Annotated in this window: 15 protein-coding genes; 10 read left to right on the top strand and 5 right to left on the bottom strand. The window is 57.0% G+C overall.

Features of this window, described 5'->3' with window-relative positions; genetic code table 11:
* Positions 1 to 23: 23 nt before the first annotated feature.
* The 5 genes from L8V01_RS02350 to L8V01_RS02330 all read left to right on the top strand — a co-directional run bounded on the left by L8V01_RS02350 (position 24) and on the right by L8V01_RS02330 (position 5,063).
* Positions 24 to 1,067 carry a C40 family peptidase gene (locus tag L8V01_RS02350; protein ID WP_269945548.1) on the top strand — a complete coding sequence of 348 codons (1,044 nt, stop codon included), beginning with the start codon at positions 24 to 26 and terminating at the stop codon, positions 1,065 to 1,067.
* Positions 1,068 to 2,171, top strand: coding sequence for a glycosyltransferase family 4 protein (locus L8V01_RS02345; RefSeq protein ID WP_269945547.1), 1,104 nt, complete (start codon positions 1,068 to 1,070; stop codon positions 2,169 to 2,171).
* 38 nt (positions 2,172 to 2,209) lie between these two features.
* The gene (locus L8V01_RS02340; RefSeq protein ID WP_269945546.1) at positions 2,210 to 3,142 is read left to right on the top strand and encodes an ROK family protein; all 933 of its coding nucleotides are present in this window, start codon (positions 2,210 to 2,212) and stop codon (positions 3,140 to 3,142) included.
* A gap of 23 nt (positions 3,143 to 3,165) precedes the next feature.
* Entirely contained in the window at positions 3,166 to 3,906 is a 741-nt protein-coding gene (locus L8V01_RS02335; protein ID WP_269945545.1) for a lysophospholipid acyltransferase family protein, read from the top strand.
* Between the two features lie 65 nt (positions 3,907 to 3,971).
* Positions 3,972 to 5,063: a hypothetical protein gene (locus tag L8V01_RS02330; protein WP_269945544.1), complete on the top strand. Its 1,092-nt coding sequence runs from the start codon at positions 3,972 to 3,974 to the stop codon at positions 5,061 to 5,063.
* Here the strand turns inward: L8V01_RS02330 and L8V01_RS02325 are convergent.
* Positions 4,969 to 6,150: a glycosyltransferase 87 family protein gene (locus L8V01_RS02325; protein ID WP_269945543.1), complete on the bottom strand. Its 1,182-nt coding sequence runs from the start codon at positions 6,148 to 6,150 to the stop codon at positions 4,969 to 4,971. The genes L8V01_RS02330 and L8V01_RS02325 overlap by 95 nt on opposite strands.
* A gap of 74 nt (positions 6,151 to 6,224) precedes the next feature.
* Here L8V01_RS02325 and L8V01_RS02320 point away from each other — a divergent pair, with 74 nt between their 5' ends.
* Complete coding sequence (locus tag L8V01_RS02320) at positions 6,225 to 6,734, top strand: polyadenylate-specific 3'-exoribonuclease AS (protein WP_269945542.1); 510 nt, start codon at positions 6,225 to 6,227, stop codon at positions 6,732 to 6,734.
* Between the two features lie 44 nt (positions 6,735 to 6,778).
* Positions 6,779 to 8,167 (top strand): class II 3-deoxy-7-phosphoheptulonate synthase, encoded by a 1,389-nt coding sequence (locus tag L8V01_RS02315; RefSeq protein ID WP_269945541.1) that lies wholly within the window; start codon positions 6,779 to 6,781, stop codon positions 8,165 to 8,167.
* Here L8V01_RS02315 and L8V01_RS02310 read toward each other — a convergent pair.
* A complete protein-coding gene (locus tag L8V01_RS02310; protein ID WP_269945540.1) occupies positions 8,164 to 9,516 on the bottom strand; it encodes a protein kinase domain-containing protein in 1,353 nt (450 codons plus the stop codon). The genes L8V01_RS02315 and L8V01_RS02310 overlap by 4 nt on opposite strands.
* A 10-nt stretch (positions 9,517 to 9,526) precedes the next feature.
* Between L8V01_RS02310 and L8V01_RS02305 the strand changes: the two genes are divergently transcribed.
* Positions 9,527 to 9,931 carry an Rv2175c family DNA-binding protein gene (locus L8V01_RS02305; protein ID WP_269945539.1) on the top strand — a complete coding sequence of 135 codons (405 nt, stop codon included), beginning with the start codon at positions 9,527 to 9,529 and terminating at the stop codon, positions 9,929 to 9,931.
* Here the strand turns inward: L8V01_RS02305 and L8V01_RS02300 are convergent.
* From L8V01_RS02300 to L8V01_RS02290, 3 genes are read right to left on the bottom strand one after another with little or no spacing between them, the layout of a single operon-like run.
* Positions 9,900 to 11,390, bottom strand: coding sequence for an alpha-(1->6)-mannopyranosyltransferase A (locus L8V01_RS02300; RefSeq protein WP_269945538.1), 1,491 nt, complete (start codon positions 11,388 to 11,390; stop codon positions 9,900 to 9,902). The two genes, L8V01_RS02305 and L8V01_RS02300, sit on opposite strands and share 32 nt — an antisense overlap.
* Before the next feature lie 8 nt (positions 11,391 to 11,398).
* Positions 11,399 to 12,478, bottom strand: a complete 1,080-nt coding sequence (locus tag L8V01_RS02295; protein ID WP_269945897.1) for a polyprenyl synthetase family protein — start codon at positions 12,476 to 12,478, stop codon at positions 11,399 to 11,401.
* 50 nt (positions 12,479 to 12,528) lie between these two features.
* On the bottom strand, positions 12,529 to 13,083 hold the full coding sequence (locus tag L8V01_RS02290; RefSeq protein WP_269945537.1) for a GNAT family N-acetyltransferase: 555 nt from the start codon (positions 13,081 to 13,083) through the stop codon (positions 12,529 to 12,531).
* A 229-nt stretch (positions 13,084 to 13,312) separates the two neighbouring features.
* On the opposite strand from L8V01_RS02290, the gene L8V01_RS02285 reads away from it, so the two are divergent.
* Both L8V01_RS02285 and L8V01_RS02280 read left to right on the top strand, forming a co-directional pair.
* Positions 13,313 to 13,744, top strand: coding sequence for an SAV_6107 family HEPN domain-containing protein (locus L8V01_RS02285; RefSeq protein ID WP_269945536.1), 432 nt, complete (start codon positions 13,313 to 13,315; stop codon positions 13,742 to 13,744).
* Positions 13,745 to 13,853: 109 nt separating this feature from the next.
* Positions 13,854 to 14,252 (top strand): DUF3040 domain-containing protein, encoded by a 399-nt coding sequence (locus L8V01_RS02280; protein ID WP_269945535.1) that lies wholly within the window; start codon positions 13,854 to 13,856, stop codon positions 14,250 to 14,252.
* The last annotated feature ends 414 nt before the right edge of the window (positions 14,253 to 14,666 follow it).

Below are 14,666 nucleotides of genomic sequence, written 5' to 3'. Positions count from 1 at the left end.
TTTCTTAATCCAAAGGTCCATACGTGTCTAAACGAGTACTTCCTGCAGCTGCGCTGGTAGCAGCTCTTGCTGTTACGTCTGTGTCCGGAATTTCGCAGGTAGTTGCCCAAGAGGCCGCCCCGCGCCAAGAGTCCACCACTGAGGATGTGGATACATTAGTCGAGCGCGTAGGTGAGGTCGCGCGCAAAGTTTCTGCCAAGAATGAGGAAGTAAAAGAGCTAGAAATAAAGCTCGAAGACAAGCAGGCTGAGGTTTCGGACTCTGAGCGCGCAGCGGCCGACGCGCAATCTCGAGCGGACGACGCTAAGGGCGATGTTTCCGCGCAGCAAGAGAAGGTCAATGGCATCGCGCAGTCTCGCTATCGTGGTGATTCCCGCTCCGCCGTGTCGGGAGCGCTGGCGGCAGAGGATCCCTCGGATGCTGTAGAGCGCATGGGCTACCTCGGTGCCTTGTCGCGTAAGGCCCAACGCACTCTTGATGCTAAAGCGAACGCCGCGATCATGGCAGAAGACGAAAAGCACGAGGCTGCGGCTGCCGCGGACAAGGTACGCGAAGAAAAGAAGGCCCTAGAAGAGCAGCGCGAGGTCCTCCTGAGGGAAAAGGAGGAGCTAGAAAAGCAGCAAAAGGACATCGAGAAGCAGGTCGATGCCCTTGATGAGCAGCAGCGCAAGGCATGGGAGAGCCAGTTCGGCGGCACGGACAAGCCAAAAGTGGACTTAGGTGAGGTTGCTGACGGAGCGGCTTCGGCCGCGCTGTCCAAACTCGGTGCGCCCTATGGCTGGGGCGCAGCAGGCCCGGATCAATTTGACTGTTCTGGTTTGATGTTCTGGGCTTATCAGCAGATTGGAAAGTCTATTCCGCGCACTTCGCAGGCACAGATTGCCGGCGGTACTTCGGTACCGCTGGAAGATCTGCAGCCGGGAGATATCGTGGGATACTACCCAGGCGTTACTCACGTGGGCATGTACATTGGTAATGGTCAAGTCGTGCACGCCTCTACCTATGGCGTACCTGTCCAGGTAGTACCGCTTAAGTCCATGCCGATTACCGGAACGGCGCGTTACTAAGTGGCTCGTATTCTGCTGGTAACCAATGACTTTCCACCCAAAATCGGCGGAATCCAATCTTACCTGCGCGATTTTGTAGCAACCTTGGACCCGCGCGATGTCGTGGTCTTTGCTTCTACGCAGGAGCCCCCAGCGGAATTTGATGCTGCGGCGGATTATAAGGTGATCCGTTGGCCCCGCCGCGTAATGTTGCCAACGCCAGCAACGGTGCGCCGTATGCAGGAGATCATTCGCGCCGAAAATATTGATATCGTCTGGTTCGGCGCAGCCGCGCCCCTTGCTCTGATGGGCAAGGCGGCCAAGGAGGCAGGAGCCACCCGTGTGGTGGCAACGACGCACGGACACGAAGTGGGATGGTCGATGGTGCCCGTTGCCAGACAATGTCTGCGACGCATCGGTGACTACGCTGACGTTATTACCTATATCTCCGACTACACCTTGCGCCGCCTGCGAGGGCCCTTCGGACCTTATCCTCGCTGGGAGCATCTACCCTCTGGGGTAAGTGTGGAGAACTTTTCTCCGGCCACTCCAGAGCAACGCGCCGCCGCAAAGGCGGAATTCGGGGTCAATGGGCCGACCATCGTGTGCATTTCGCGCTTTGTACCGCGCAAGGGACAGGATCAGCTTTTGCGCGCCATGCCCCTAGTGCGTGAGGAGTTTCCGGATGCGCAGCTGCTTCTCATCGGGAGGGGCCGCTACCGGGCTGCATTAGTGGAGTTAGCGGATATGTATTGTCCGGATGCAGTGATCCAAGAGGCCGAAAGTATCGACACAGCGCTGCACGCAGCCGACGTTTTTGCCATGCCTGCCCGTACTCGCGGCGGTGGACTAGACGTGGAAGGGCTCGGCATTGTCTATTTGGAGGCGCAAGCCTGCGGTGTGCCAGTCATCGCTGGCGATTCTGGCGGCGCGCCTGAGACGGTGACGGGGGAGACCGGGGTCGTCGTCAAGGGCTCTTCTGTGGAAGAACTGGCTCAAGGGTTGAAGGCCTTGCTAGGTGATCCGCACCGTAGACAGCAGATGGGGCAAGCGGGTCGCCGCCATGTGGAGGAGAATTGGACATGGCAGATTATGGGGCAGCGTTTGCGTCGTCTGATGTCTTGATGTGACCCTAGCCCGGTTGTCGGTATATTCTGTTATGCATGCTTGAGAACAACTCCGCCGATTTGACTATCGGCTTCGACGTCGGTGGCACCAACGTGCGCGGTGGAGTGATCACTCGGGAGGGGAAAATCCTCGCCAGTCGCACAATCCCCACGTCGATGGACGCCGAGCAGCTGGAAGCCGACATTGTGGGCATCGTCGATGAGCTACGCGCTGATTATGAGGTCGACGCTGTTGGCTTAGCTTTAGCAGGCTTTCTCGATCCTAGCTGTGAAGTGGTGCGCTTTGCCCCGCATTTACCGTGGCGGCATGCCAACGTGAGGGAATCACTATCGCAAAAGCTTGGTATGCATGTGCGCTTAGAGCATGATGCCAATTCAGCAGCATGGGGAGAGTGGTGCTTTGGTGCTGGCCGGGGCGCCGAGGATTGGGTTTTCTTTGCAGTGGGTACCGGAATTGGTGCCACGCTGATGACGCACGACACCATTTACCGCGGAGCATTCGGCACAGCCCCAGAGTTTGGGCATATCGTCGTGGTGCCCAATGGGCGGCAGTGCTCGTGTGGTAAGCGGGGCTGTTTGGAGCGCTATGCTTCCGGTACGGCATTGCCGGATACCTGTGCGGATTTGCGTGCTAGCTATGAGACTGCGTTGCCGACTGATCCAACGGGTAAGGAAATTACCCAAGCGGCGCGCCGTGGCGATCCCCTGGCGGTAGCGGTGATGGAAGACTTCAGCCGGTGGTTAGGACAGGGCCTGTCCATCGTTGCCGATGTACTCGATCCCGAGCTTATCGTGCTGGGCGGCGGTGTATCGCAAGATGCAGACTTGTACCTTAAGGGCGCTGTCCAAGCGATGGGGCAGGATATCGTCGGGGCAGGGCACCGCCCCCTCGCACGTGTTGCCACCGCAGAATTGGGTTCCGCAGCGGGTATGATTGGCGTAGCCGATTTGGCCCGCAGCGGCCGTTAGAACAAACAAAGGACGACCTGGCGATGAAAAACAAGTGGTACTGGGCTTTTAAGCACATCTTTTTCGGACCCGCCCTGCGCGTATGGAATCGCCCTTGGACTGAGGGAATTGAAAAAATCCCTTCTGAAGGGCCCGCGATTTTGGTGTCGAACCACCAGGCCGTTATGGATTCCTTCTTCTTTCCGCTGGTGTGCCCCCGCCAAATTACCTTTCCGGCTAAGTCGGAGTACTTTACTACCCCCGGGCTAGTCGGTGGTTTACAGAAATGGTTTTTTACTTCGGTGGGCCAAGTACCCATTGAGCGCGATAGCGAAGACGCCGGCGACGCCATTGTGGAGACCGCAGAGGGCATTTTGTCTCGTGGCGATCTTTTTGGCATTTATCCGGAAGGCACCCGCTCGCCAGACGGACGCATTTACAAAGGCCGTACCGGCATGGCACGGATTGCAATGGAGACCAACCAGCCGGTATTTCCCATTGCGATGATCAATTCCCGCAAGGCTAATCCCATTGGCTCGTGGATCCCACGCCCCTTTAAGGTCGGCGTGCGGGTAGGTGATCCTATCTGGCCGCATGACTGGGCAAAGGAGCGCGGCATGAATCCGGCGGAGCATGACACTATCCGTGCCTTCACGGATTTTGTGATGCGCAATTTGGCCGAGTTGAGCGATAAGCCTTATGTTGATGTGTACGCCTCCGATGTGAAGGCTTCACTCAAAGCCGGTCATGGTTACCCCGCCGGCGCTGAATACAAGGGGAGGTAATCACTATTCCCAAGGCCCGCTTAGCTTGGCCAGATACTGCTAAAGGCGTATCCATCATCGGCGTAGTGCTCTTGCACGTGACGCTGGTGGTTCCGGAAGGTGAGCTAACGTGGTTGGCTGACCTGAACATGTGGCTGGATCCTCTCCGCCTGCCCTTGTTCTTCCTCGTATCCGGCTATTTCTCTACCAAAATTTTTCGCTATTCCTTTAGCGAGTTATTTACTCGCCGCCTGTGGTTTTTCCTCGTTCCTTATACGGTGTGGATGACTGTTGAGCTGTGGACCAAGCGCATTGAATACCACTGGGTGTTTGGGGATCCCTACCTACAGCTCACGGATCTCATTTATAACCTACTTTTGGGCCACACCATGGCGTGGTTTATCCACGCGCTTATCATCTTCAATATCTTTTTGTGGAGTGTGCGCAAGCTGCCCGCATGGGCGGGCATGACCTTGAGCTTTACACCACTGTTGTTCATTGCGTGGCAGGACCATTACTTCTTTATAGGCAAGGCGATTATGTTTTTGCCTATTTTCGTCGGCGCCGCCTATCTGCGTGGGCCTATTACGCGCTTTGCCGACGCCGCCGAAGCCCCCTTCAAAGGCACCTTCCGCATGGGTTCTCTGTGGGCTTACAGTGCGGCGATCGCGAGCTACTTCGCGGGAGTGTTCATCCGGAAAACGTGGAATGCCCTCGAAGGAGAAGTGACGGTGCATTGGCCGTTGCCCGGGGGCGATATCCTAGGCAGGGGGGATCTAGATCTGTTGATCCGCTTTGCGGAACAGACGCTGGAAACCCCAGCTGGCATCGTAGGGGCAGTCCTCATCAGCCATATTCCGGCGGTTTCTGCGTTTGTGAAGTTTGTGGGGCGCCATACCTTGCCTATTTATTTGGCCCACCCAATCGGCATGACGGTGGGGTACGGCTTCTTCATGGCCCACCGCGATTATGTCGTTAGCTTGGCAGGACAGTGGCCGATGGAAAATACGTGGTTCTGGATTGCGATGTGCTTTTTCTATTCGGCGGCTGCTTCGGTGGCACTGTGGGCGCTGGGGAAGGTCCCTATCCTCGGTTGGACACTGGTTCCGCCGCGGATTGATAAGCGCCGGCCCGCCGTAGAGCCAATGGTAGCGAGCAAAGAACCAGCAGAGCGGTAACGATGACGAAGTCGTTGCCCACGATGTGTTGCCACCAAGCCCAATCCAGCTCTTGGTCATTGGTGTGGGGAACGAGCCAATGTCCGCGAGCCAAAAGGGCCAGCCACGTTAGTGCGGCGAGCTTCCACCGGCGTTGGGCTGCAAGAAGGACGCCAGCCAGTACCAGCCAAGTGAAATGGTGCGACCAGGACACCGGCGAGCAAAGTAGTGATACTGATGCAGCCAGCAGCATGAGAACGGACTGGTTTCCATGGGAGAGGCGCTCCATGACAAACCACACGATAGCAATGACGACGAGAACGGCAATGAGCCATAGCTTTTCTGCGTGCTCGGGGGCAAGGCGGCTAAAGAAGCCACGCAGTGACTGATTGGAGCTATAAGCCAATCCACCAATGCGGTTGGAATCGCGCAAAGTCTCGCTCCAGTACTGAATCGAGCTGTGCGGATTGCAGGCAAAGGCGATTAGTCCGGCTGCGAAGAAAGCGCCGAGTGCGCTGAAAAACGCGAGCCACTCGCGGCGGACAAAGAACACAGCAAGAAATACTGCGGGGGTGAGCTTGATAGCCATGGCGATACCGGTAAGCACGCCTCGTCCGCGGCCTGGGCGGAGCCAGAGGATGTCTACCACCACGAGGGCCGTGAGCAGGATATTTACCTGGCCGAAGCTAAAGGTCTCCGTAATAGGTTCGGTGAGCATGGCAGCCAGTAGTGCCCAAGCCGCCCATCCGGAGCACTTGATGGAGCGAAGGATGAGCGCTACGCAGGCCCAGAGTGCGGCAAAGGAGGCGACGGATACAAGGACGCTTGCGACGGTAAGCGGGAGCCAGCTCAGTGGGGTAAAAAGCAACGCCGCGAATGGCGGGTATGTGAAGGGGAGGGAGACGTCGCGATTGCTGCCTACGAGATAGTCCTTGGAGTAGAGGTCGCTGCCGAAACCAGCGCCTCCTTCGCGGTAAACGTCAAGGTCAATATGGTAGTAGGGGGAAAAGTGTCCTGAGAAAAGCTCCGGGATATCAATGAGCCACCAAAGGGCCACGAGAGCGGAAAGACACAAGGGCAGAGCAGTAAACCACAGAGACTTCTTCACGCCAGAAGTGTACAACCGTCGCTTTAAGGGGCCAATTTATTGCCGTGTACTAGGCGGCGCTAGGCTTGGGAGACGTGCGCTACTTCTATGACACCGAATTTATTGAGGATGGACAGACCATTGAATTGGTCTCCATCGGCATCGTCGGTGAGAATGGCAGCGAATATTACGCTGTGTCCACGGATTTTGATCCCGCCAAGGCTAATTCTTGGGTGAAGGATAATGTATTGGATAAGCTGCCGAGCCCGCGCGATCCAGTGTGGAAGCCTTTGGATACAATCCGCTCGGAGGTCCTAGAATTCCTGACTCAAAGCTCGACTCCAGTAGAGCTGTGGGCTTGGGTCGGTGCCTATGACCACGTGGTGTTGGCACAATTGTGGGGAGATATGGCAGGTTTGCCAAAGCGCCTGCCGCGCTACACCCGCGAGCTTAAGCAGTATTGGGAGTTTGCAGGCCGCCCGAGCCTGCCCGCCGTGCCCAAGGGGAATCACGATGCGCTTGTCGACGCCCGCCATAACCTCGCCAAGTTCCGTGCCTGCGCCCAAGTGCTTCCGCTCACTAAAGGCAATAGAATTAATATCTAGAATTTAACTAACGCGCGATAGGCTATTAATGGTTAAATAGCAGTGTGAGTTGGACAGTAGATATTCCGCAAGGCGTTCTCCCGGACCTCCCTCCTTTGCCAGAGGGCATCGAGGAAGTCTTCCAGGACGTCATCAAGCGTGACGCAAAACAGCAGCCCAGCTGGGATACCGCCCAGGCCAATAACGTGCGCAAGATTCTCGAATCCGTACCGCCCATCGTGGTCGCACCAGAGATCGAAGCGCTCAAAAAGAAGCTGGCAGACGTTGCCCTAGGCAATGCCTTTTTGCTGCAGGGCGGCGATTGTGCGGAAACTTTTGAGTCCAATACCGAGCCCCATATCCGCGGCAATGTAAAAACGTTGCTGCAGATGGCCGTGGTTTTGACTTATGGTGCCTCTGTCCCCGTGGTTAAGCTGGGACGAATCGCCGGCCAGTATGCTAAGCCGCGATCTTCCGATACGGATTCCAATGGCCTGCTGAATTACCGAGGTGACATCGTCAACGGCGTGGAGCCAACCGAGGAAGCACGCCGCCACGATCCGGCCCGCATGATCCGGGCGTACGCCAATTCTTCGGCAGCGATGAACCTGGTTCGCTCCTTGACCTCCTCTGGAACTGCGGATCTCTACCGCCTACACGAGTGGAACCGCGAGTTCGTAAGGAAATCCCGCGCCGGTGCCCGCTACCAGGACTTGGCCCGTGAGATCGAAAATGGGCTGAACTTCATGAATGCCTGTGGCGTGCATGATGACACCCTGCGCTCGGCCGATATTTACTGCTCGCACGAGGCCTTGCTGAAGGATTACGAACGGTCCATGCTGCGCCTAGGCCAGGACAATAACGGCGATACTAAGCTCTACGACCTCTCCGCACACCAGGTATGGATTGGTGAGCGCACCCGCGGTATCGAAGACTTCCATGTTAATTTTGCGGCGATGATTGGCAATCCTGTGGGAATCAAGCTGGGGCCGGGGGTTACTCCAGAGCAGGCTGTGGAATACGCGGAAAGGCTTGACCCGCATCGCGAGCCAGGGCGCCTGACCATGATCTCCCGTATGGGCCACGATAAGGTGCGCACCGTCTTACCGGCCATTGTGAAGGCGGTAGAAGACTCCGGACACAAGGTGGTATGGCAGTCCGATCCGATGCACGGCAATACCTTTACCGCATCGAACGGTTACAAGACTCGACACTTTGACAAGATCGTGGATGAGGTGCAGGGCTTTTTCGAAGTTCACCGTGAGCTGGGCACCCATCCGGGCGGTGTACATCTCGAGTTCACCGGTGAGGATGTTACCGAGTGCCTTGGCGGCGCCGAGGACATCACCGATGTGGATCTTCCGGGTCGCTATGAGTCGGCCGTGGATCCGCGCCTGAATACGCAGCAGTCGCTGGAACTGTCCTTCCTCATTGCGGAAATGCTGCGTAACTAAATCCACAGGTTCGGTGTCGTGCCGTAGAGCGAGGACCCGAACCACCACCCGCCGATAGCTACCGCTCCAACGGCAATCGCGACCACTAATAGGAAAAGCACTAGCGAAAGCGGATTGCGGTTGGTCAGCGGACGCTCGGCGGGTTCTTCATGTGCGCTTTGCACCGGCTGTTCGGGGACGGAAGCCGGCACCGGTGTGGGCGCAGATGCGGCTGCCGGTGCAAATGGTTCGAGTGGGGGCTCGGCCGCCGAATACGGTTGTGCTTGGGGGCGAGAAAAGGATTGCGGCTCTGGCTCTGGAGCAGCCTCGGCCTGCGGCAAATCTAACTTCGTCTCGAAGCTCAGACGTTGCGGTGGGATCACTTCTGTCGGCCCGCCATCGAGCTGTTCTGTTTCGCCTTGCGGGATGGTGCGGGTGGGCTCGAAGATTTCGGTGGCACCGGTGCCAGAAAAGTCCGTGGGTGCCTGTGCAGTGCGCGCTGCGGCAGCATTCCTAGGGGCGGGAATGGTGACGTCCGGAAGATCAAGCTCTCGGCAGACATCATCGAGTGCTTCAAGAAATTCGCCGGCGTCGGCGAAGCGCTCGCGGGGATCGCGGGCGGTGGCGGTGGCCACGAGGGCGTCGACAAGCTTGGGCACCCCAGAGATCCGCGATGACGGTGCGGGGACGTCAGAATCCAACCGAGCCGTAGCATGCGCTAGGGGAGTATCGCCGGAGAAGGGAACGGTTCCGGTAAGTAGCTCGAAAAGGACGATGCCTGCCGAATAAACGTCCGAGGCAGGCGTAATCTCCTCACCCGTGACCTGCTCCGGTGCTAGATAGGACACGGTGCCCACAATCGTGTCTGAGGTGGCCTCAGCATTGGTGGCGCGCACTAACCCAAAATCGCCTACTTTTACCCGGTGGTGGGAGGTGATAAGCACATTATCGGGCTTAATATCGCGGTGGATGAGGCCAGTGGAATGCACCTCCTCCAAGCCGCGCAAAACGTTGCGCAGGGTAGAGGTGGCCGCCTGAACCGGAAAGGGGCCTCCCTCGGCTAATAGCTCACGAAGCGTACCACCATCGATGAGCTCCATGATGAGGTAGATGGGTTCGCCATCGGCTGAAAAATCGTGGATAGCCACTAGGTTGGGGTGCTGCAGGCGAGCCATTGCACGGGCCTCGCGGGAAAAGCGCTTGATAAAGATCGGGTCATCGGAATAGCGCTCGTCCATGACCTTGGCCGCGACTGCCCGCCCGAGCCGCAAATCCACGCAGCGATACACGGTAGACATGCCACCGCGGGCAATGGGGCGATCGATGCGGTAACGATTCTCCAGAATGTCACCAATTTCCAACCTAGTCATGCTTTCCAGTATGGCCGATCCCACTACCCGCGTTAAAGTAGGTGGCGTGACTAACGTAGAAAAATCCCTCGATTCCTTGCTCGCAAATGAAGAACTGCTCAGCATGCAGCAGGTAGCGGAAAAGCTAGACCTGCCCATTACTCGTGCTTATGAACTGCTGCAGGACCGAAAGTTCATTGCCTGGGATTCTCCAGAAGGAAAGCGCGTTCCGCTGGCTTTCTTTAATGATAAGGGCGTCATTGCCAAGCATGTGACTGCGGCGATAACCGTGCTGACCGATGGCGGCTACAAGGACGCGGAAATCTTTAAATACCTTTTTACTGAGGACGACTCACTCCCAGGCCGCCCGATAGATGCCCTGCACGGTCATCTCGCTCGCGAGGTTATTCGCCGCGCGCAGGCTGCTGCTTTTTAGGCACTCCTTCAAAGAGCCATTGGGTAGCAAACCATGCCACCACGATCATCCCGATGACCCAGAACCAGTTATAGAGCTGGTGATTGCCATCCCCGGAAAAGGAGACGCCGATAAATAAGGCAACGCCGGTGGTGAACTTCAGAAGCCACAGTGGCGGCCGGAAGGTACCCATCAGGGTAAAGATGGAGGCGTAGTACCACGGCAAGGTCACGGCGTTGAATACGAACGCAACTTGATACGCGGCCGCGGTGCCCATGATGGCATCGCGGTTGTTTTTGCGGCACATCCACCACACCGCCACTAGGCCAATGAACATGCATGCAGTGGCTATGCTGCGCAAGACAGCCAAAATGGCGTTATAGGAGGCATCCGGCGTGAAAATCTGGACGGCAGGGAAGATAACGTCGGTAGCTAAGGTCGGGCCTGCGAGCGGGTTGATGACCTTGGAGTTGCCGCTAATCTGCGATAACCAACCCCAAGATGTGCCCGAAACCCAGGTGATCAGTGCTACTGCGGCGATGATTTCCACCACCGCGGCGATGCCGGATACAGCGAAGACGAAGACCGACCGCCATGCGCTTGAGCCCTTGGGCGCGTAATAGTGAAGCATCATCCACACGATAAAGGGCGCCGCGATGAGCGCTGTGGCCTTCATCGCTACGGCTGCGCCCACGAGTAAAAGTGCTGCGTGGAAGCGCCTATTCAGAGCCGCAAGTAGGCCGATGGACACAAGCCCCACCATCAGGGACTCATTATGCATACCGCCAAGTAGGTGCAAGATGATAACCGGATTAGCTACGCCGAGCCAGAGTGCTACCGTCGGATCCGCACCGAGCTTGCGGGCGATCTGGGGAATTGACCAAGCGATAGCAATGAAACCGAGCAGAGAAAGAGCCTTATAGACCACGATGCCCGCGGTGACGTTATCGCCCACCAAGCTGGTGACCAATTCGCCTATCCAAAGGTGAAGGGGACCATACGGGGTGGTGGTATTGCGCCAATCCTGCGATACCTCGAGGAGGAAGGGGCCGGGGTTAACGGCGGCGCCTTCGGTATATGGATCAAAGCCATCGCGGACCATAGCCCCCTGCATGAGATAGGAATATACATCGCGTGAGGCCAAAGGGCCGGCCAACAATAGCGGAGCGACCCAGGCAATGAGGATGCGCTGGATATCGCGCAAGCCGCCCTCGGGGAGCGGGTTTTTAAGCTGTGGGCGAATGATGGTGCGCCCGGCAAGCACCCACGCTGCGGCGAGAAGGAAAATTCCCACCCAGTACAGTGCGAGACCAAGATTGCGCCCGTGTCCATAAGATAAGAAACCGATATTGAGCGCTTCTAGTAGCCCCCCGCGGTTACGGGTAGCGCCGCCCGAAAAAGACGCCAGCAGCAAAATGCAAGAGGCCGATAGGCCCAGCGGCAGCGCGCGCGGAATGGGAAAGGAATACGTCTTTGCCACGGCTAGACCTACTTGTGACGAGCGGTGGCTTTAATAGCCAGTCGCTCTAGGGTCTCGGTTACCGCAGGATCCACCTGTGCGGCACGCAGGTGTTCTAGGCCAGATTGAGTCAGCGATTCGATTCGGCGTTCAATTTCTTGTGGCGCACCCGAATCAGCAATGATTTGTGCCATGCGGGCCAATTCCTGGGGATCCGAGGTTTGTCCGATGAATTTGCGCAGGGTAGCGGCAGCTTGTGGGTCAGACTCATCCGCGCGCTGGAGCGCTAGCGCCAAAAGCTCGGTGCGTTTTCCCTCGCGCAGATCATCGCCAGCTGGCTTGCCGGTTATTTCCGGATCGCCGAAGACTCCCAGTTGATCGTCGCGTAGCTGGTAGGCAATGCCGATATCGTGACCATAACCGCGGAAGGCAGCGATAAGGTCCTCGCTAGCGCCGGCGATGGACGCACCTAGGTGTAGTGGGCGTTCAATAGTATAAGCCGCCGTCTTGTAGCGATTGACGGAGTTGGCTAGTTCTACAGACTCGGAGCCTGCTGCTTCCAAGGAAATATCTAATAGCTGGCCGCCGATGACCTCGGTACGCATTCCGCGCCACGGACTGCGGGCGCGGTGCAATGCAGCTGCGCTCAAACCGGAATCTTGGAACATGTCTTCCGCGTATACCAACGCTAGGTCGCCTACCAGGATTGCCACGGAGGTGCCGAAAAATTCGGCATCGCCCAAATAATCCGACTCGCGGTGGAGCTTTTCGACGCCCCGGTGCACCGTAGGATTCCCGCGCCGGGTATTAGAGGCATCGATGATGTCATCGTGGATCAATGCGCAGGCCTGGATGAATTCTAGAGACGCGGCCGCGCGAAGCATGGCTGCAGGGTCCTCTTCTCCACACCCTGCGGCAAGGTAGCCGGCCCAAGCGTACGTGGGGCGTACACGCTTGCCGCCATTGAGCACGAAGGATTCCAAAAAGCTTACGGCCTTGGTTACAGGGCTGCCAATTTCTGCCACTTGTCCTCGGCGTTGGTCAAGGAAGGCTGCGAGTTCTTCGCGCACTGCACCGGGGATCTCCGCAGGCTCAGGAATATTCTGCATAGTCACACTCCACACGATACCGGCTGGGGTGCGCAAGGAATAACAGAGGTTTACAGCGGCAGGGTGGCCCCCAAAATGGCAAATGGGCGAGCGTCCGCGGGGTAGCGGTGATTGCGGATAATGTCGAAGAACCCGGCGGATCTATACAGCCGAAAAGCCCCATTGTCCTCATTTGGCACTTCCGGCGTTGACAGTAGGGCGTAGCGGGCCGGGGCATTCCACAACAAGCCCTCCAGTAGTTGTTTACCCAGTCCATGGCCTTGATACTGCGGTAAGACGTGGATCTCTGCTAACTCAAAATAGTTGCGCACAATATCCCACTGTTTTTCGGTGGGCCCGCCTTGTAGGCGCAGCCCGCGGCGAAGTTCGGCGTCCCACCAGTTATCCGGGGAGCCTAGAAATCCATAGGCTACTCCTACAGTGCCATTGTCGTGAGTGGCAATCAGAGCACTGAACCCGGGCCGGATCAGGTCATTTCGCCAGCTTGCTATGCGGTTGTGCAGAATATCGGGGCGATAATTCATCGCCTCGATATAGATCTCAACCAATTGCGGGGCCAGCACAGAGAATTCTGGCGGAGTTAGGCGGCGGATTTCAAAGCTCACGGTTCTATGACACCAGAAGTATGCGCCAAGTGGAGCAACGGGGCGGGTGTTGGGCCACCGAGAACAGAATGGGAGTTTCGAACAGAATGTGGAAACTAGGCATTTGACGTGGTCGCTCCTATTGCCTATCTCGAACATGTGAGCTATTCTGAACTGTGAGATGTCCGGTGGTCTTCTTAATGTCAGGGGCACTTCAACGGCGTTAGTTACTTAGTTAAGGACAAAGGCAATGGCACAGATTATTTCGGCAACACGCACTCGTTCTTTTGACCGAGAGGGAGGTAAGCGGGCTCGATTCCTCTTTCAGGCGCGTGAGCTATTGGACTCGGCGCGCGGATATGCAGAAGATGGGCGATTCGACCAAGCTTTAGAGGTGGCATACCAGGCGGCGCTGCGGACCGCCGGTGCGCGAGTAGCGGCATCCGCAGTGGCGCGGCGTCGCCGTCTTCCTTCTAGTGCTTGGGAGCGCCTAGCGCTAGTAGGTGTGGAAGATAAGCGGTGGGCGGAAACTTTTAAGGCCTATTCTCGGACCCGCGCTCGAGTGGTATCGGGCCTGGATGAAGTGCCGGATGAAAAGTTCGTTTATGGCCTTATGCAGCGCGCCGCACAATTCTTGGATGAAAGTGAGGCAGAGACAACGTTCGGTTCTTTTGCTGCGTAGTCACTGCGTGGGGGCGGTCACTACCTTTTGGGGAACATACTGATTATTCTGGGCGTTAGGATAGATAGAACTATTACCGCCTGAAGCCCAATCCCTAGTTGGAGGAACAGTGTCTCTTTCTGAGCAGGAGCAGCGCACGCTCCGTGAAATTGAGGAATCGTTGCTTGCTGACGATCCTAAATTTGGCGCTTCCGTTTCTGAGCCTACGTCGTTCGGCGGTTCTGGCGGTGCAGTAACCCTGCGGGGCGTGGCGCTCGTTGTTGTTGGCCTTTGCATGCTGATTGGTGGTGTTGCCCTAGCGCAGCAAAGCTTGTGGTTCATTGCCCTTTCCATTGCGGGATTTTTGGTCATGTTTGCCGCCGGTGTATGGATGCTGCGCGGTGATGGCTCTGGTCGCTCATCGCGGGCTCGCTATTCTGGTGGACGTGCAAAGAAGTCTGCTTCGCGCAACGGGGGCGTTAGCGGGAAGCTCGAAGAAAACTTCCGTCGCCGTTTTGAGGAGCGTTAGCGCCTTTTAGCCTTTGTTACCCCAGTCGATTCAGTAGGGATTGGCTGGGGTATTTTCATGCCTATCCAAAATCTCCCACTTTGCCCCACTGGTGGGCTTCGTGGTGGGGCACTGTGAGGTAAGTGGCTCTCGGAAAGCTCAAAACGCTTGGTTAGCACAGTATGTGGGGTTTAAGTGAGGGGAGTGGCACCTTATCTTGGTGTTACAGGTGGGGTAATAGGGGTGAATATAGAGGGTTGTCAATACCCTTTATGGGATTTCTTCCCACCGGAAAAACAGTCATCTAGCTGCAGATAACAGTATCTAATCTCGAAGACACGCCGCTTTAAGTGGGTTAGGTGGGGGAAAGTGGGGTAGAGTGGGGCGCAGCGGAGGAAAGAGGGGCTCAAGGGTCTCGATTCTGAAGTGAGAGAA

It is taken from the genome of Corynebacterium curieae (genome assembly GCF_027570035.1).
Classification (GTDB): Bacteria; Actinomycetota; Actinomycetes; order Mycobacteriales; family Mycobacteriaceae; genus Corynebacterium; species Corynebacterium curieae.
This window is presented reverse-complemented; position numbering and strand designations above follow the sequence as displayed.

Bases quoted from the DNA above. Each gene is read 5' to 3' on its own strand.
- L8V01_RS02340 (WP_269945546.1), top strand. From the start codon at position 2,210: ATGCTTGAGAACAACTCCGCCGATTTGACTATCGGCTTCGACGTCGGT.
- L8V01_RS02335 (WP_269945545.1), top strand. From the start codon at position 3,166: ATGAAAAACAAGTGGTACTGGGCTTTTAAGCACATCTTTTTCGGACCC.
- L8V01_RS02310 (WP_269945540.1), bottom strand. From the start codon at position 9,516: ATGACTAGGTTGGAAATTGGTGACATTCTGGAGAATCGTTACCGCATC.
- L8V01_RS02305 (WP_269945539.1), top strand. From the start codon at position 9,527: ATGGCCGATCCCACTACCCGCGTTAAAGTAGGTGGCGTGACTAACGTA.
- L8V01_RS02295 (WP_269945897.1), bottom strand. From the start codon at position 12,478: ATGCAGAATATTCCTGAGCCTGCGGAGATCCCCGGTGCAGTGCGCGAA.
- L8V01_RS02285 (WP_269945536.1), top strand. From the start codon at position 13,313: ATGGCACAGATTATTTCGGCAACACGCACTCGTTCTTTTGACCGAGAG.